The sequence below is a fragment of the Flavobacterium sp. genome, assembly GCF_046153165.1.
Taxonomy (GTDB): Bacteria; Bacteroidota; Bacteroidia; order Flavobacteriales; family Flavobacteriaceae; genus Flavobacterium.
This window is the reverse complement of sequence record NZ_JBJXEN010000124.1, coordinates 1-17,806: the sequence shown is the minus strand read 5'-3', so window position 1 is coordinate 17,806 and position 17,806 is coordinate 1. Positions and strand designations below refer to the sequence as shown.

The following is a 17,806-nucleotide window of genomic DNA, read 5'->3' as shown; positions in this document are numbered from 1 at the left end:
ATCATGGATACAACTACAACTGAAGAAAAAAGCTTGTTTTTTTCAAGCAATACTAAATCTTCCGACTTAAAAGGGAGATTGATAGTTGGATCGACACTAGCTGCAGTGATTCTTATTATTGCCGTTTTGTTTTTAATTATAGGGATTATTGTTTACAATGGTTCAGATATGTTTTCTTGGGAATTCATTAGTTCTTTTCCAACCGATGGTATGACAAAAGGAGGAATTCTTCCGGCAATCATAGGAACATTTATCTTGGTAATTGTAATGTCGCTTGCCGCTGTCCCTTTTGGAACTATAACGGCACTTTATTTGACAGAATATGCAGCCGAAAATTCAAAATTTGCCGCGGCTGTAAGGTTTTCAGTGAGAACACTTGCAGTGGTTCCGTCTATAATTTTCGGACTTTTCGGATTGGGTTTCTTTATTCAATTTATTGGAACTGGAATAGACAAAACTTTTAATGATGGGCAATTGCATTGGGGACAACCTAATATTTTATGGGCGAGTTTAACCATGGCATTATTAACATTACCTGTTATTATTGTTTCGGTCGAAGAAGCTTTAAAGACAGTTCCTAGAGAATTACGTGAAGCCAGTTTAGCCTTAGGCGCAACAAAATGGCAAACGATAAGAAAAGTAGTTTTACCCGAATCTATTTCTGGAATTATGACAGGAACAATTCTCGCAGTGAGTAGAGGAGCTGGAGAAGTAGCACCTATTTTATTTACAGGAGCAGCATATTATTTAGCTACTTTACCAAAATCAGTGAGCGATCAGTTTATGAATTTAGGTTATCACATTTATATCATGTCGACACAATCGTCCGATGTTGAAAAAACAATGCCTATACAATTTGCAACCACATTAGTATTATTAATGCTTACCATATCGTTAAATATTGTAGCAGTAATAATCCGTTCAAGAATTAGAAGAAAGAAAATCTAAGTTTTTTCAAAACACACACAATAGAAATGAAAGACATAAAAATAGAAGTAAATAAATTATCTTTATATTACGGTGAGAAAAAAGCATTGAATGAAATTTCGATGCAAATTCCACGCAATAAAGTTACCGCATTAATTGGACCTTCAGGCTGTGGGAAATCTACATTCTTAAGAAGTATCAATAGAATGAACGATTTGATTCCAGGCGTTAAAATTACTGGAGAAATGCTAGTGGAAGGAGTTAATATTTATGATAATGATGTAGATGTTGTAAATATTAGAAAGAAAATTGGTATGGTTTTTCAAAAATCAAATCCATTTCCAAAATCTATTTATGAGAATGTCGCTTATGGGCCAAGAATAAACGGGATAAAAGACAAAACACAACTTGATGAAATTGTAGAAACATCATTGCGTCAAGCAGCAATTTGGGATGAGGTAAAGGATAGGTTAGGAGATTCAGCAATGGGACTCTCCGGCGGACAACAACAACGTTTGTGTATCGCAAGAACATTAGCAGTAAGTCCAGATATTGTATTAATGGATGAACCTGCGAGTGCACTTGATCCAATTTCTACTTCAAAAATTGAAGAATTAGTGCATCAATTAAAAGAACAATACACCATAATTATTGTAACGCATAATATGCAACAAGCAGCAAGAACAAGCGATTATACGGCGTTCTTTTATTTGGGAGAATTGATAGAAATGGATAAAACAAAATCTATTTTTACCAAACCATCAAAAAAACAAACAGAGGATTATATAACAGGAAGATTTGGATAATTTCCAATTTTTCAATCTAAAATCTAAAATCACATGGCATCATTACTTGAAATAGAATTAACAAAATTAAAAACTGTAATTGTAAAAATTGGTATTTTATCAGAAAATCAGATTGTTGAAGCAATGAGATCTTTGCTTTCTGATCCAAATGCAACAACAAAAAAACTTAAGAAAACAGAAAATAAAATTGACAAACTAGATGTGAAAATCGATGAAATTTGTCAAAATATTTTTGCGTTACAACAACCTGTAGCTTCAGATTTGCGATTTATTATGTCGGCAATGCAAATAAGCAGTGAGATAGAACGTATTGGAGATTTAGCAATTAGTGTTATAAAAAATTCTAAGAATGTTAAGGAAAAATATGATTTAATTGTAAAATTCAATATTGCATCGATAGCAAAAAATATAGAATTGATAACTGAAAAAACGAATGAATGTTTCGAAACTCAGCAAGAAAAAACTATTGGAGAAATTTTTGCATTAAATAAAAATATTAGAACAGCAACTGAGGAAGTGATCGAAAATATTATTTCTGAGATGAAGATAAACCCAAAAGCAGTAGGTTCTGGAACCAATTTAATTTTGGCTTTAAAACATCTTGAGCGTATTGGTGAGCATTGTACAAACATTGCAGAATCTATTTATTTTGTAATTAACGCAAAAACAATAAAGCACGAAAAAACTAAAATTTAGTAGTATATATTTATAATTCGAAACTGACTTTTAGTAATGAAAGTCAGTTTTTTTATTACTTCTGTTTTTCGAAAATTTCAAAAAGGGATTTCCAGTTTATACGAGTATTAAAATCTTTTAAACCTTTATATAAATCTACTTGAGACAATTTTTTTATTGTAAATTTTTCTTGTGTAGAATAAGGAACCAATCCTTCTTCTTTATATTTTTTAGCCAAATATTCTTGCTCATATTGCCCAGGAGTTGGAATAAAAAAAGCTTTTTTTTCTAATTGCGCTAAATCCATTACAGTAGTATAACCAGAACGACATAAAATGAGTTCACTTTCGTTGAAAGAGTTTTCAAGTTCTTCGGAATTCATGTAATTATAAAAAGTGATTTGATTCTTCGTTTCGAGAATTTGTTTTCCTTCGATTTTGCCTTTTATAAAAATAATTTTCCCAGTGTAATTCTCCAATTCTAAGATTAGCTTTTCTTCTAGAAAAGTACGTTGAGGTTCTGGGCCAGATAAAATAACCATCAAATCATATTTTTTTTCCAATGATTTTTTATGTAGTCTGCTCAGAGGTCCAATATATTTTATGGTTTCAATTTTTTGAGATAAATGTCCTAATTTTCCAGTAAGATTAGGGACGGTATTTACATCAGGAACCCAACATTCATCATATTTTTTTATAATATATTGATGCATTTTGCTAGTAAGCCAAGTAGTATTTCCTGTCATCACATTTAGTTGATGCGTGATAAAAACAGACGGAACCTTCTTATTTCGCACACCTAATCTGTTGTCTGAAATTATTCCTGAAATATTATATTCTTTAATTATTTTATGAATGCGTTTTTTTTCCGAAAGAATTGCCGACACCATTTTTGGACTATTGGCTAACATTTTTAGTTTAAAAAACAATCCGTTTTTTGGATATTCAATATGATAAGAAGGCAATTCTATCGATTGAAGTTTTGGAAATTCTTTACGTAATATTTCTAAAGCGACACCATCGGAAGCCAAAATAGGAGTGAATCCTTCGGTTTCTAATGCTCTAATTATAGGAATACATCGTGTGGCATGACCCAAACCCCAATTAAGAGGCGCGACTAAAATATTTTTATTCATTTTTTGTAATCTTTCAAAAAATCAGGAAGAGATTTTATAATTATTTACTTATTACACTTATAAATTGCTCCGCTAATTTAGTTTCATATTCAAAATCTATATCATTTTCCTGCAAATTTTCAGTTGCAATATGCTTGTGAAGCTTCCATTTTTTGTTATTATATTCTAAACTTGTTAAGTTTTCAATCCAATCGCCGGAATTTAAATAAGTTGTTTTTCCGTAAGCATTTTCAAATAATTCGATTTTTGGTTCATGTATATGTCCACATATAACATAATCGTAGTTCTTTTCGATTGCTAAATCTATACAAATTTTCTCAAAATTAGTGATAAACTTAACTGCCGACTTTACATTGTCTTTAATTTTTTTCGAAAGAGAATAAGGTTCTTTATTCATTCTTGCTAGACACCAATTTAGAAATCTATTAATTAAGATTAAAGAATCATATCCCCAAGCACCTAATTTTGCAAGCCATTTTGCATGATTAATAGAAGCGTCAAAAACATCACCATGAAAAATCCATGCTTTTTTTCCGTCTAATTCTAAGGTTAATTTATTAAGCAAGCTTATGTTTCCAAGATGAAGATCGGTAAATTTTCTTAAAAATTCATCGTGATTGCCTGTCAGATAATAAACTTTTGTTCCTTTTGTACTAAGAGATATTATTTTCTGAATGACTTTAAGGTGGCTTTTAGGGAAATAAGATTTTCTAAACTGCCAGATATCTATGATGTCTCCGTTAAGGATTAATATTTTTGGTTTTATAGAAGATAAATAACTTAATAATTCTTTTGCATGACAGCCATAAGTTCCTAAATGTACATCTGAAATAACTACAATTTCTAGTTTTCTTTTTTCCAAAATAAAAATATTTTATACAAAGACAAGAATTTTTCGTAATGTAAACGTTACTGAAACATTATCATAAGTTTATATCTATTGAGATGCTCGCAGTGATGGGGAATTTACTACAAAGCTCGCAATCTTGCCAAACTGCTGTTAGCGGTAGTTATTCTTTTATCAATTTCGCCATTCTTAAACCGTTGTCTATAAAACTGACTTTTACAAAATATAGTCCGCTTGACAACTCACTGATTGGGATGTTTTTTGTGTTCGTTGTTTTTACAAGTTGTCCTTGTTGGTTTAAAATGTCAATTTTAGAAATTGCTTTGTCCGTTTCAATGTATAACATTGTTTTAGATGGATTTGGAAACATTGAAAACCTCATGTTTGCTTCTATTTCTGGAGTTGAAAGAACTTCATCGCAATGGTCTAATCTTGGATTCTCGGAAGAACTGCAAGGAAATTGATAAGTACTTTGTGCGTTTGCAAATGTCGGTGCTTCGCTATGTATCAAATCGTACAAACCACCTGGCATAGAAATTTGATTGACACTTCCATTTCCCAAAGCAACGTCTTTTCCTGCCATACTGCCGTTGAAAGTGTAATCGCACATAGCGTCAAACAATCTGTAATAGGCATAATAATCCAAAGCGTCAAAAGCTGAATTGTTTGGAACAACGTGGTCAGCTGTATAAACGTATCCGCTAATAGTGTTTGATTTTACACGCAAATAATCTTTTTCTGATGCAGGAATGTTAATAGTATTAAAAATGTCGTTTGCCATACGTTGGTCGTTTGTAACGTCGTCTTCATAAACAATTGTCAATAATTTTACGTCACTGGGAAATGACTGCAATTCTGTTTGTGAAATGTTGTAGGAATACCATTGTGCCATGGCAAAAATAAAACGTCCCGACTGCCCCCAATTTAGTGTTGTAAAACAATGGTAAGCATTAGCAAAAGAAGCACCGCCACCAAAAGAATGTCCTACAAAGCCAACTTTTGTGGTGTCTATAATGTTAGGGTAGCCTTGTGCAGCTTGAATGAAACCATTTAGCAAGTTGCTGTATCGGTCTTCAACAGTAACTCCCGTTGTTTGATATGGAACAAAGACAACGGCGTAACCTTTTTTAGCAACAAAATTCAAGAAGCCTGAAATGTTATTTGGGTTGTTACCTCCAAAAGCGTGGCTGTAAAATATGGTAGGAACAGGCGAAGTAATGCCTGCTGGATAGTAAATTACAATGTCGTGTCCCGAAAAATTTGGATTAGCAAATGATTGTGTTGCTACGGTGTAACTTCCGTCTGTACCATAACCACTTGTCGGTTTTGGTATTGGTCCCGTGTAAGTTTGTCCGAATGTAGACAGTGAATTAAACACAACCAAAAGTGTGATGTAAAAAAATGATTTCATATTATTATTTTTATAAAATCGTTAGACTGTTAAATTCTTGCTTGGTTTAATTACACATTCAAATTTGCCATATGGTTCTGTTATTTGTCGTCGTCAGTATAATCACTACCAACGTTTGGTCGCTTGGTGATATTGAGGATTAAGGAAGTCTAAACTTTCGGTTAAAGACCAATTTCTCAAGTACAAGACCAACTTTAAATAAACTCTAAACCCGCATATTGCCAAACGCCGGTTGCGTGTTGTTTTATTTATTCATCTCTTTTTCAATTTCTTTAATAAGCTCATTTGCCCTTGGTTTTGTGTTTTGTTCATAAACCCTTATGTTATTCTTACCTAGTTTGACAAGAAATTCGATTGTCTTTTTAAATTTTGGGTCTGAATATAATTTTTCTTCAGGTTTATCTGCATTTTCTATCATTTTGTCAAAACACTTAAACAGAAAATCATTATAATATTTATCAACTTCGTTAATTGCCGGTACAAAGATTTGGTAATAATTTAAGATTTTCTGTTTTAATTTTTCGTCTTCAATGTAGCCAATTTTACCACTGGACTTAAAACCTTCATAATTAGCAATATTCATTTTTGGTCCATGTGAATAAATTGGAAAATTAACCGTGTTTTTAGACTTATAAATACTGTCAAGTTGGAGAGTTGTTAATGCTAAAATTTTTTCATAACCTATGTTTGACTTTTGGTATGCTTTCTTTTCAACGTCGATACTTTCTATGTCATCCTTTAAATCATTCTTTAAATTACCAAGAAATACGGATACTTCTTCTTGTTGATGTCTGTGTTCACTCCAACTGTGTAACCATATTGAAAGTGTTACAGCAAAAACAATTATAAAAATTTCTATGATGATTTCTTTCGCTTTCTCTCCCAAAGTGTGTTTTTTATTTTTCATAGTTTTGTAAATCTTTTCTGTATGTTTTGTTATTTCTTCTTGCATATTGTTTTTGTTAAAGTTTGTACGTTGTTTCACAAAATGGCACACAACATTCTCTTGATTTATGACTGTTTCGGGCTAAAGAAGCCAAAACTTTCGATTAAGCACTGAAAATCAAAAGTACAAAACAAACTTTAAATTAAGCACAAAAATCGCAATAGCGCAAAACGGGTGTTAGTGGTTCGTTGTTTATTAGATAGTTTATTTATTAAATCAGCTGTATTAACTCAAAAGTTATCTATATGATGCGCTTTTCAACCATTAAGTTGATTATTTACCATTTCAAATTTGGAGATTATGGAGTCTAATTTTGCTCTTTGCTTTTTTATTTGCTTTGGTCTTAAATAGAACCAATTAAATAAAATCCATATAAAAGTAATTCCATAAGTAACTAATCCCCAAATTGGTTTCATTCGGGATGTATATTCATACATATATAACCCAATTCCTATTGAAAGTAAGATGAAATACAAATTCAACATAGTGGTTTCCATAAATTTCTGTTTTGCCTTAATGGCTAATAAGTCTTTTAAATAATCGCTATTGCTTTGTGAGTTCTTATCGCTTTTGAAAAGAGAGTAGCTATTATTATAAGCAAATAGGAACACTGCCATTGCTAAAATAGTCAAAATAATTCCAATTTTAGTTGTGAGTAATTGGGGTTGATAATGGATCCAAATGAAGATGATAAATAGAGAGGTAGCAATTAATAAGATGTTTGTTACTATAAGCTTTCTCAAATGGTATTGTTTTGTTTTTTTAATCTCAGATATTAAATTTTCTGGATTGGGTACAACGGATGTTTGCTTAGCCCATAGGTCTTTGAAATTTATATTATCGCTCATTTCCGCTAAATTTTTGTGTTAATTTTTCTTTTATTCTGTGAATTTTCACTCGTATGTTAGCTTCAGATAATCCAACGATACTTGCTATTTCTGCTTGTTTTATTTCTTCAAGTTCCAGTGAAATAATGATACGGTCAATTTCTGGAAGTTCAGCAATACATTTGTATAAAAACTGAATTTGAGGTTCAATATTATGTTGCTTCTCTTCGGATAAATTTAAAGGCAATTGCGCTTTTGGGAAACGATTTTGTTTTTCAATTTGCCGCAAACAATTATTGGAAGCAATTCTAAAAATCCAAGTTCCTATGCTGGATTCATTTCTAAATTTAGGAAGTTGTTCCCAAACACTTATAAAGGTTTCCTGTGTTAGGTCTTGTGCAAGGGTGTGATCGTTTACATAACCCATGCACAACCGAAATATCTTTTGCCAATATCTTTCATATATTTCTTCAAACACCTGCATTTATCGTTTGATTAATTTTATTTTAGACGCTAAGCTAAAGATTAAAATTAGAATAATACCTACGGCAATATTTTTTGTTGCTATTCCAACTGCGGCTCCAATAATGATTCCTTGTTTAGTTGGTATAAAATGATTTAATTTTTTCATTGTAATTAATTTAAAAAGTTATTTAATTGGTTTAAATACCATTCTTTGTCATCATACATTATAAAATGAAATCCTTTAGTTGAATATTGGAAATTGGCATTTTTTAGGTTTTTGTATTGTTCTTCTATAGCTGGTTTTATAGTTTTAAAAGAGTCTTCTAATAAAATTAATGATGAACATTTTATATTTTCAATTTTTTGTCTTAAATCGGTATTAGTAAAATCGCAATACATTTCTGCAAATGTATTTCTGTCAGAATTTACACTCCAACTAATAACTAATTCTTGTTTTGAAGTGTCAGCTACGAGACTTGAAATAAAATTCTTTTGCATTTGATAAAATTGATCTTCTGTTTGTGAAGTAATTTGATTTACAAGTTGAGAACAATCTGGATTTTCACTAGATTTAAAAGATGGATTTGAAAGTGCTTGTAAACATGGAAGTGCATCAACGATTACAATTTTTTTAATAAGATCCGGATAATCTGAAGCAATTGCTAATGCCAAACCACCGCCCATACTATGACCGATTATAATTGGTTTTTCAATATTGTTTTCTTTAATGTAATTGGCAATACTGCTTTCCCAATTTGTAAAGGAGGCATTAGGCTGTGGTTTTACGCCTGCAAATCCCGCCATTGTTAGTGTGTAACAAGTAAATTTTTTTTCGTAATTTAATTTTGTTTCGTTCCAGACTTCTCCAGAGCTTGCAAAACCAGGAATAAAAATGATGGATTGTTTTCCTTTTCCGCTAATTTTAACTTCAAATGGATAGGACTTGTTTTGTGCAAAAACCATTGAACTTATAAATGTAAATACAAATGGTAAGATTAAGAATTTGATTTTTTTCATTTTGATTATTTTTTTTGTTCGTCTTTTAGATACGAGGATATCCAAAATGTTACAAAAACATTTAAAATAATTTTAAATAATAGAAAATCAATATTTTAAATAGTTTATTTTAATTCTTATCAACCAAAGTACAAAATGCATTTGCAAATTTTGTCAAATTCTCCAATGTGTTTTTGTCAATAATTTGGCCCTGTTCGTTAACTTTTCCTTTCACCCCTTGAATAAGCATAGTCGTTTCGTTTGTAAATTTCGCCATCGCTGTTTTCATAATGAGTTGCAATTCTTCGTGTCCTTTTTGTCCACTTGCCGAAGCTGTTATAAGTCCACATGGTTTGTTCGAAAATATTGTTGTCGAAATACACCATTCGATTGCGTTTTTCAAACCACTCGGAATACTAAAAACATATTCTGGTGTGCATATAATTATTCCGTCTGCTTGGTCAATGCTTTTTCTAAATTCAATTATTTTTTTTGGTGTATTGTCTGACGAGAGTTCTGGGTCAAAATGTGGCAAAGTTTTTAAGTCGTTATAAATTGTCAAGCTAAATTCTTTGCTAGTTAAACTTGCAATTTTTTCAACAAGTTTTAAGTTAGTAGAGTTTGAACTTGCACTTCCTATAATTGCTAATATATTTTTCTTCTTTGTCATGTAATTCTGTAAATTCCTGTCTGTTTGGAGATTCGTTCTGAAATATCTACTAACGTTACGTCGCTACACGCAGTTTGGGACTAAATTATGCCCAACATTCGGATTTGCCTAATCTTTCAAATACAAAAACAATTTCAAATTAATCCTAATACCCAAATTGCTCGTAGCTTGTGTTAGTGGCTGCCTTTTTTCATCTCACTTTTTTCAATTCTATTTTATTTGCGTCAATTTGAATTGTCAATACATTTTTGTTGAAATGGTATTTCCCTTTTATCAAGGTAACCATTTTTGTTGTGTCAGGACTTAATATCGCGTTTGTTTTGTCGTTATTTAAAAAAGCCTCATATTCTTTGGTATAAGTTTTTAGTGTTAGAGTGTCGTTTGCAAATGAATATTGTCCATTGGCAATTTTGTCTATATTATGTACACCATTAATTTTAAAAGTATTTGCAAACTCAAAATTAAAGTTTTTAAATTTTGAGTTAGTATCCGTATTTTGCCAAGTTCCGTAAAATTGATTTTTAGTCATAAATTTTGATTTAAGTGTAGAAAGCCCAAAGAAAAGCCCGATAAAAATAATTGGAATATAAATCCACTTTGCTTTTCTACTTTTATTTATCCAATTCGGACTTTCAAAGTCTTGAAATAATGGAGGTTCTTCAAGGAAATACTTAATAAATAATTGATATTCTGAAAAAAAAATGAATAATGCCATTATGGTCATTGTGGTCGCCATTCCTTTTGCTCCTTGTATGTCATAAGCATAGTCAACCAATAAGATGTTTACCATAAATGAAAGGAAAAGAACTATACCAATTCTTGTAGTTTTTCTAAACAATAAGAGGAGAGAACTCGCAATCTGTGATATTGCAATAAAAATCCCGTACCAAAATGAGTACCCATAGTAGTACCAAGTCAAGTTAAATCCACTTAATGAGCTAATTGGCTGGTCATAAGTTGAAGGTTGTGAAGTAAATTGTGTCCCTAAAATTTTTGCAAATGCATAAGACAAAATCATAGTAGCCAAAAAATAGCGACAAAATGTGTGTAAATAAAAATGTACTCTTTTCCAATTCATATGTTATTAATTTATTTCGATTAAGGTTGCCAATAACGTTTCGCGGCTTAAATAAGTGGCTATAAACCAAGACCAGCCTTTACAAATATAACCAAAACTTTAAATTAAAAACCTTTCTGATTTCAAATAAATCCCGAGCCTCGCCATTTCTTGAAACCGCTGTTATAGCCAGTTTTTATATCTATTATTTGTAAAATTCACCATTTGAAATTACTTGAAATTCAGGCATTATATATAGTAATATAATTATAGTAGTTATGAATATCAGAATAGTGATTATATCAAAAGGAACTTCATAAGACTTATTGTTAAATCTATAATATGGTCTTTTCTTGAAAAATTGAACAATTAAACAAATTGGAATCATTGGGATAAATAAATAACCCAAAAAATAAATACTTAATCCACGATTAGTTTCGGCTTTTGTATAGTTAAGGTAGTCAATACCATTTTTTGCTAATGAATGAATTTTATTAGAAGTTCTTCCTATTTCCAATGTGTCTCCTGAATTAATTTTTAGTAAATCTTCATACTTCAAAAAGTTATAGTCAATTCCAGTAATTCTAAATTCTTGAGTGTAACCTTTAAAGTTTAGTTTGACGAAATATTCAGTCCCACTTTTTCCGTGACGTTCTTCGTCAAAAATTGGTTTAGAATCGAGAATAACTGTTTCTTTAATAAATTCCAATTGAGAAGTGTCAATTTTATTTCCAGGCCAAATTAACAACGCAAAGACAATAATTGATGAGATAATTAGACCGGTTCTGAATTGTTTCTTAGTTTCTAACCATTCATTATACATTCTTGTAAAGCATTTTGGTTTTTAAAATTGGCTATAACGTCCCGCTACTACAGCCGGTTTGGCACTAAATTAAGCCCTATTTTCGGATTTGCCACCCGAGCGACAGCGAATAGACGAAGTAAATCTTCCAAATACAAAATCAACTTCAAATTAAGCCTAATACCCAAATTGCTTGTAGCGTGTGTTGGGTGATGTTTTTATTTCGTCCGTTTTGCTTCTATCTTTTTTCCATTCTGTAATAAAAACAAATTTGAAATTTCTCCTTTTTCGTTCTTTTCAAACTGAATTTGTGCATCTACTATTTTGTAGAAAAATAACATTTCACTTTCTGCAAATATTGGGAACGCCTTTTGTCCTGTCAATTGTGAAAAAAGCTGGTCTTTATCTAATGAAATTTTGATTTCATAATCTTTTTCAACTTCATAAGTCCCAACAAACTTCTGAAGTTCTTCAGTAGTAATACTAATTTCTTTTCTGATTTTTTGCACAGGCAATGGTTTATTATATAGAATATTTCTAATTGCTTTAGAAGGAATTGAAACGTTGCTGTGATTTTGAAGTATTATTATTGTTTTATCATTTGTAATATGTCTATCGATAAAAGTTACATAACCTGGCCAACCCCCATCATGGTTTGCAATTTTTCCAAAATCAGCATTGTTTTCAATTCCCCAACCAAAACCATAATTCCTTTTAGCTCCGTCTTTCAAAGTTGCTAATTCAAAAACCGCTTTCATTCCCTCTTTTGTGAGTAATTTATTGGTATATAATGCTCTATCCCAAATCAATAAATCCTTTACAGTTGAATTAACTCCTCCGTCTCCAACAACACCATCAAGCCAAATAACAATTTTAGTTTCTTCCAATTCGTCTGGTAAAACATATTTTTTCAAACTATCTGAGTAAACATAGCCAAAAGCATAATTGTCAATTTTTTTTGGCGATAATCTACGATTGTAAACAAAGGTGTTTTTCATTTTCAACGGTTGGAAAATAGCTTTGTTTAGATAGTCAGCGTATGTCAAACCCGATGCTTTCTCAATTATTGAAGCCAATAGTGCATAACCCGTGTTGCTATATTCCCATTTAGTATTTGGCTCAAATAATATTTTTGGTTGATGGGTACTAAATATATTAATTATGTCTTTGTTAGTGGCAATTTTAGATTTGTCAAATAAACTATCCATAAGCGCCATATAGTCTGGTAGACCTCCAGTATGGTTTAATAAGTTTCTTATAGTTACACCTTTATAAAAAGAAAGTTCGGGTAAGTATTTTTTGATGTCATCGTCCAGATTCAACTTCCCTTTTTCTTTAAGTATCATTATCCCCATAGCTGTGAACTGCTTTGAACAAGATGCCAATTCAAAAATCGAATTTTCGTTCAATTTATCTTTTGTTGTTTCGTTTGCAAGTCCAAAACTATGGCTATAAATAACTTTCCCTTTTTCTGCAATTAAAAAATTTCCATTAATTTTCTCTTGTGAATAAAGAGAATTGAGTAAACTGTCAATTTTTTGAATTCTGTCTTGTCCAAATGTAAGATGTCCAATTAAGAGAAGTCCGATTGTAATTGTTAATTTCATTTTTTATTTGTTGTAATTAATGTAGGGAGATGTCTCGCAAAATTACCACCAACGTCCCTTGGCTTTTCTTCAGTTGCCACTTTTAGAACGCTTTATTTTCCACAACCGTTAAACGAAGTTAAGAAAATTATTGTTTCCATTAGCAACAGACGAGCAATTGAGCAAAACCAATGTTAGCGATAGTTTTTTAATCAGAAAATTTATATTCTTTTGGGACTTTATGAAAAAACTCTAAAACTTTATCTGTTGGTAGAGTGATTAGGAGTAGAGGAAATATAATTATAAAAGTTATTGGAGCAGCTATTGTCCAGCCAACAAATCTGTATATTTTTTTTTCACTATTTACAAGATAATTCACCGGATTAGATATGATATCAAATTTATCAGAAATATAATCTTTAATCACGGCTTGAGAAATTTTCTCAGAACCAATTAATGTTCCTGATATCTTAATGTTGTCACTTCGATTACCACTATGATATATATTTAGAACAACACCATCATTGAAATCAAGGAATTCAAAAGAAATTTTCAAACTATTTTCAGATTCTTTTTCAACAACAATTACATTCACTGCTTTTTCATAAACAACTTCAAAATCATAAAGCAAAACATTGTCTTTGGTTTTAATTATTATTGGATCACTAGATGCAATATCATTTCTGCGAATTGATTCTTTTCCATTATTCCACAAAGCAATTTTAGTTACAGATAAATTGCTCACAGGAGAATTATTATATTTAATTTCAATCTTGCTTAAGGAAGTTAGATTGTTACTAACTAATCTATTTGTTTCTATATTGTAAATAGGCTTTTTATTTCGAATTGATTTAAAATAAAATATAAAAGCCAAAATAATACTTACAATTGAGAGGATGAAGAATATTATGTTTAGTAAAGGATTACTATCGAAAAAATGTAATATTTGATTCATGACTTGTTTTTAAAATTATCGCTAACGTTCCGCCGCTTCTCGTCAGTTGCGAACTTCGGAACTTTTTATTTTCTGTTAAAGATAAAAATTCTTGCGAAACGTAAACGTGAACTTACAACAAAATTCGCAATCTTGCCAAACGCCTGTTGTGCGTTCGGTTTTTTAATTAAATTATTTTTTTCAATTAAGAGAATTATTTTATAAAACCTGATTTAATTAATTTTTCTTCATTCAATAGTTCTTTTAAACCAAATTTTGAATTTTTATTATTTGTTTTAAAAATCAATTTTGAATTATTAAAATAAAATTTTGTTCTCACTATTATTTTTTTACTCTTTTTATATTTTTCGCAATATTCAGCAAAGATTATTTCTCCATTTGTGTAATATATTATAATTCCAATTATTTTTTTAGGGCTAAATTCATTATACTTTATTCTTAGAGGTTCTTTTTCATTATTTTTCAAATAATATGCTTCCCAACTTCGTTCTTCGAGTTCGATATTTTTAATTGGTTTTATGTCGTAATCTTCAACATATTTTTGGGAATTTGAATCAATTATTTTTATTTGAGCATCAATCTCATCAATTTGCTTTTTGTAAATATTGTTTTTCTCTTGTCCGAAACTTGTAAAAGAAAAAACAATTGAGAAAAGTATTAAATTTAGATATTTCATTTAGTATTATTTTCGGTTTTCTGTTGCTTGAAACTGACGCACAACGACAAGCGCGCTTTGCGGCGGCTTTGCTTTTGCAAAGCGCTAGTTAGGCGAAGTGCGCTTGTCGTTAGAGCGAAGTGGGCTGGAAGGCGCATTTCGCTCTAACTTGTATGTAGCCGCTATAAAGTAGCGTGTATACACCTAAATTCGGGTAGATTTGCGCTACTTTTTTGTTTTTTACTTCTCAAAAATAACGCTTTTATTTTATAAATCACCAAACGGGATTTTTATTTGTTGCCATGATTTTGTACTTGTTATTTGTAGAAACCATAATTATTATGAAGGGGTATTTTTTTGTGATATAAAAATAATTTTTCATCAAATTATCACAACGTTGTGATAAAATATAATTTTTTTAAAAAATTATCACAACATGAAAACAACACAACTACTTTGAGACCAACTTAGGCTATCGCAAGAAATGATGGCGGGCTATCTAAAATAATAAAGCATTAAACCATAACAGGAATTCAAAAATACAGTTTAGCCAATCAGACCAAACAATTATTAAAACTAGAAGGCATCAAGAGCCAGTTAGATTATATTGCTACCAAATATTAAACTCCATTTTTTTTGTAATCTAAATAATGGTGCCCAACGGGTTACACAAACATTATCATAAGTTTATATCTATTGATTTATATTTTCCTATTTTTGCCAAAATATTAAGTGAAGACGTGGGAAGTAAAAATAAATTAAAGAGGTTTGGAGAAAATGAAACGTTTGGTAACGTTTTTCAACCAACTCGTGAGGAAGTAGTGTCGAACGCATTTGCACTAAGAGGAAAATGGAATCAAGATTTTTTTAAGAATGACAATCCAATTGTTTTAGAATTAGGTTGCGGAAAAGGGGAATATTCTGTTGGATTGGCCGCAAAATTTCCAAATAAAAACTTTGTGGGTATCGATATAAAAGGAGCTCGTTTTTGGCGTGGTGCAAAAACTGCGGTCGAAACTGGTCTTCACAATGTAGCTTTTGTTCGTACGCAAATAGAACTGATAAACCATATTTTTGCCGAAAATGAAGTAGATGAAATTTGGATTACTTTTCCAGATCCACAAATAAAATACAAGCGAACAAAGCATAGAATGACCAATTCTGAGTTTTTACAACTGTATAAAAAGATTTTAAAACCAGATGGTATTATGAATCTAAAAACAGATTCCGAATTTATGCATGGTTATACATTAGGACTATTGCACGGAGAAGGTCACGAAGTTTTGTATGCCAATCATAATGTATATACAAACGAAGGTTCGCCTGAAGAAGTAACCGAAATCCAAACATTTTACGAAAAGCAATATTTGGAAATAAACAAATCTATTACGTATATTCGTTTTAAGATTAAATAGTTACTGGTAACAAAATTTGTATTAAAAGTTTATTGGGAAGTCTAAACAGTAGCTTAAAAATCTACATTTTAAAAAATAGATGAACATTATCATACCACTTTTCTTAGGTTTTATAACTGCGTTAGTTGGGGTTTTTCCGCCAGGTCTAATTAATATGACGGTAGCTAAAATTAGCACCGAAGACGGAAAAACAAGGGCAATGTTGTTTACAGCAGGTGCTTTATTTGTAGTCTTTTTTCAAACATTAGTTGCGCTTGTTTTTGCTGGATATATATCGGAACACCAAGAAGTTGTAATTTTATTAAGAGAGATAGGTTTTGGAGTTTTTTCCTGCTTAACAATTTATTTTTTATTAATTGCAAAGAAGCCTAAGAAAAAGGCAAAAAACGATTTGAAGATAAAAAGCAAAAAAAGCAGATTTTTCTTCGGGATGTTCATATCGGCTATTAATTTTTTACCTATCCCTTATTACGTTTTTGCAAGTATAAGTTTGGCTTCATTTGGCTATTTTACATTCAATACAGTTTCAATATATAGTTTTGTAGTAGGTGTTGTTTTGGGTTCTTTTGCTGTTTTTTATAGTTATATAGCTTTTTTTAAAAAAATAGAATCAAAAACCGATTATATCGTCAAGAATATGAATACCATAATTGGTTTGGTTACAGGAACTATTGCAATTACGGCTTTGTATCATATCCTAAAATATTATCTAAAATTGTAAATATGTTAGTAGCAAGTGATAATTTTTTCGAGAGAGTTTATGTCGTTGTAAGACAAATTCCTTACGGAAAAGTCACTTCTTATGGCGCTATTGCAAAAGTTTTAGGTACAGCTCGTTCTGCTAGAATGGTTGGTTGGGCTATGAATGCTGCTCATAATCTCGAAGATGTTCCTGCGCACAGAGTGGTAAACCGAAAAGGATTACTTACAGGAAAGCATCATTTTGAAGGCACAAATCTTATGCAACAATTGTTAGAAAACGAAGGTATTGTAGTGATCGATAATCAAATTCAAAATTTTGATACCGTTTTCTGGGAGCCTGACTTTGATAAATAAATTCACACAAAAAAGAAGATAAACTTAATATGTACTTAAATGCCTTATATGGTTTAGATCTAAACCATATAAGGCATTTAAGTACATACAAGAAAAATTAAAATTTTAAAATTTTTACTTATTAGGTTTTACTAAAAAAGCATTTGGATACTTCTTTTTTAATGCTTGAAGTTTATTTTCGGCTTCTATTCTAGTTTTGTAATTTCCAACCCAAACTTTATATATTGGCGTGCTAAAAACTATTGTAGCGTCAGTATTTTTGTTATCTTTTCTAAAATCTGTCAATGCTTTTTTACTAGTTTCACTTTCTCCAGTAAAAATTTGAATTTTAAATCGATCATTTATTGTTATCGATGAGTTTATTTTCCTTTTTTCGTTTAAAAGTTGTTCGAATCTAGGATCTTGTGAAATAGAATTTTTTGCCTCTTGTGAAAAAGAATTTGAAGATGAAATTAGAAATAAAGTGATGCTGTAAAAGCAATTTTTAAAACTTAAGATTCTCATAATGAATATATTTTTAGGCAAAAATACATTTTAACTACTTAAACATTTCAAAAAATATTATTTAGAATAAA

Annotated in this window: 21 protein-coding genes; 6 read left to right on the top strand and 15 right to left on the bottom strand. The window is 30.6% G+C overall.

The window, feature by feature from the left end; genetic code table 11:
- The first annotated feature begins 3 nt into the window (after positions 1-3).
- The 3 genes from pstA to phoU are packed head-to-tail and all read left to right on the top strand — an operon-like array spanning position 4 to position 2,429.
- Positions 4-948 (top strand): phosphate ABC transporter permease PstA, encoded by a 945-nt coding sequence (gene pstA, locus ACKVOV_RS14210; RefSeq protein ID WP_409207412.1) that lies wholly within the window; start codon positions 4-6, stop codon positions 946-948.
- 26 nt (positions 949-974) lie between these two features.
- Complete coding sequence (gene pstB, locus ACKVOV_RS14205; protein ID WP_409207411.1) at positions 975-1,733, top strand: phosphate ABC transporter ATP-binding protein PstB; 759 nt, start codon at positions 975-977, stop codon at positions 1,731-1,733.
- A gap of 33 nt (positions 1,734-1,766) precedes the next feature.
- A complete protein-coding gene (phoU, locus tag ACKVOV_RS14200) occupies positions 1,767-2,429 on the top strand; it encodes a phosphate signaling complex protein PhoU (protein ID WP_409207410.1) in 663 nt (220 codons plus the stop codon).
- Positions 2,430-2,484: 55 nt separating this feature from the next.
- Here the strand turns inward: phoU and ACKVOV_RS14195 are convergent, their stop codons facing one another.
- The 14 genes from ACKVOV_RS14195 to ACKVOV_RS14130 form a co-directional block, all read right to left on the bottom strand.
- Positions 2,485-3,543, bottom strand: coding sequence for a glycosyltransferase (locus tag ACKVOV_RS14195; RefSeq protein ID WP_409207409.1), 1,059 nt, complete (start codon positions 3,541-3,543; stop codon positions 2,485-2,487).
- A 40-nt stretch (positions 3,544-3,583) separates the two neighbouring features.
- Positions 3,584-4,405 carry a UDP-2,3-diacylglucosamine diphosphatase gene (locus ACKVOV_RS14190; protein ID WP_409207408.1) on the bottom strand — a complete coding sequence of 274 codons (822 nt, stop codon included), beginning with the start codon at positions 4,403-4,405 and terminating at the stop codon, positions 3,584-3,586.
- Positions 4,406-4,553: 148 nt separating this feature from the next.
- Entirely contained in the window at positions 4,554-5,801 is a 1,248-nt protein-coding gene (locus ACKVOV_RS14185) for a T9SS type A sorting domain-containing protein (RefSeq protein WP_409207407.1), read from the bottom strand.
- A gap of 244 nt (positions 5,802-6,045) precedes the next feature.
- Positions 6,046-6,753, bottom strand: coding sequence for a DUF6090 family protein (locus ACKVOV_RS14180; protein ID WP_409207406.1), 708 nt, complete (start codon positions 6,751-6,753; stop codon positions 6,046-6,048).
- A gap of 251 nt (positions 6,754-7,004) precedes the next feature.
- Entirely contained in the window at positions 7,005-7,595 is a 591-nt protein-coding gene (locus ACKVOV_RS14175) for a hypothetical protein (RefSeq protein WP_409207405.1), read from the bottom strand.
- Positions 7,585-8,058, bottom strand: coding sequence for an RNA polymerase sigma factor (locus tag ACKVOV_RS14170; RefSeq protein WP_409207404.1), 474 nt, complete (start codon positions 8,056-8,058; stop codon positions 7,585-7,587). Before ACKVOV_RS14170 ends, ACKVOV_RS14175 begins: the two co-directional genes overlap by 11 nt.
- A complete protein-coding gene (locus ACKVOV_RS14165) occupies positions 8,059-8,205 on the bottom strand; it encodes a hypothetical protein (RefSeq protein ID WP_409207403.1) in 147 nt (48 codons plus the stop codon).
- Between the two features lie 5 nt (positions 8,206-8,210).
- Positions 8,211-9,056 carry an alpha/beta fold hydrolase gene (locus ACKVOV_RS14160; protein WP_409207402.1) on the bottom strand — a complete coding sequence of 282 codons (846 nt, stop codon included), beginning with the start codon at positions 9,054-9,056 and terminating at the stop codon, positions 8,211-8,213.
- A gap of 109 nt (positions 9,057-9,165) precedes the next feature.
- Positions 9,166-9,705, bottom strand: coding sequence for an NADPH-dependent FMN reductase (locus tag ACKVOV_RS14155; protein WP_409207401.1), 540 nt, complete (start codon positions 9,703-9,705; stop codon positions 9,166-9,168).
- A gap of 190 nt (positions 9,706-9,895) precedes the next feature.
- Positions 9,896-10,783 carry a hypothetical protein gene (locus ACKVOV_RS14150; RefSeq protein ID WP_409207400.1) on the bottom strand — a complete coding sequence of 296 codons (888 nt, stop codon included), beginning with the start codon at positions 10,781-10,783 and terminating at the stop codon, positions 9,896-9,898.
- 184 nt (positions 10,784-10,967) lie between these two features.
- Positions 10,968-11,585, bottom strand: coding sequence for a hypothetical protein (locus ACKVOV_RS14145; protein ID WP_409207399.1), 618 nt, complete (start codon positions 11,583-11,585; stop codon positions 10,968-10,970).
- 197 nt (positions 11,586-11,782) lie between these two features.
- The gene (locus tag ACKVOV_RS14140) at positions 11,783-13,171 is read right to left on the bottom strand and encodes a serine hydrolase (RefSeq protein WP_409207398.1); all 1,389 of its coding nucleotides are present in this window, start codon (positions 13,169-13,171) and stop codon (positions 11,783-11,785) included.
- Between the two features lie 187 nt (positions 13,172-13,358).
- Complete coding sequence (locus ACKVOV_RS14135) at positions 13,359-14,105, bottom strand: hypothetical protein (RefSeq protein WP_409207397.1); 747 nt, start codon at positions 14,103-14,105, stop codon at positions 13,359-13,361.
- A gap of 193 nt (positions 14,106-14,298) precedes the next feature.
- Positions 14,299-14,781 carry a hypothetical protein gene (locus ACKVOV_RS14130; protein WP_409207396.1) on the bottom strand — a complete coding sequence of 161 codons (483 nt, stop codon included), beginning with the start codon at positions 14,779-14,781 and terminating at the stop codon, positions 14,299-14,301.
- 719 nt (positions 14,782-15,500) lie between these two features.
- On the opposite strand from ACKVOV_RS14130, the gene trmB reads away from it, so the two are divergent.
- From trmB to ACKVOV_RS14115, 3 genes are all read left to right on the top strand, one after another.
- Entirely contained in the window at positions 15,501-16,175 is a 675-nt protein-coding gene (gene trmB, locus ACKVOV_RS14125; RefSeq protein ID WP_409207426.1) for a tRNA (guanosine(46)-N7)-methyltransferase TrmB, read from the top strand.
- A gap of 79 nt (positions 16,176-16,254) precedes the next feature.
- On the top strand, positions 16,255-16,896 hold the full coding sequence (locus ACKVOV_RS14120; protein ID WP_409207395.1) for a LysE family transporter: 642 nt from the start codon (positions 16,255-16,257) through the stop codon (positions 16,894-16,896).
- Positions 16,897-16,898: 2 nt separating this feature from the next.
- Positions 16,899-17,231, top strand: coding sequence for an MGMT family protein (locus ACKVOV_RS14115; protein WP_409207394.1), 333 nt, complete (start codon positions 16,899-16,901; stop codon positions 17,229-17,231).
- A 114-nt stretch (positions 17,232-17,345) separates the two neighbouring features.
- Here ACKVOV_RS14115 and ACKVOV_RS14110 read toward each other — a convergent pair whose 3' ends face one another.
- Entirely contained in the window at positions 17,346-17,735 is a 390-nt protein-coding gene (locus tag ACKVOV_RS14110) for an SPOR domain-containing protein (RefSeq protein ID WP_409207393.1), read from the bottom strand.
- Positions 17,736-17,806 lie beyond the last annotated feature (71 nt).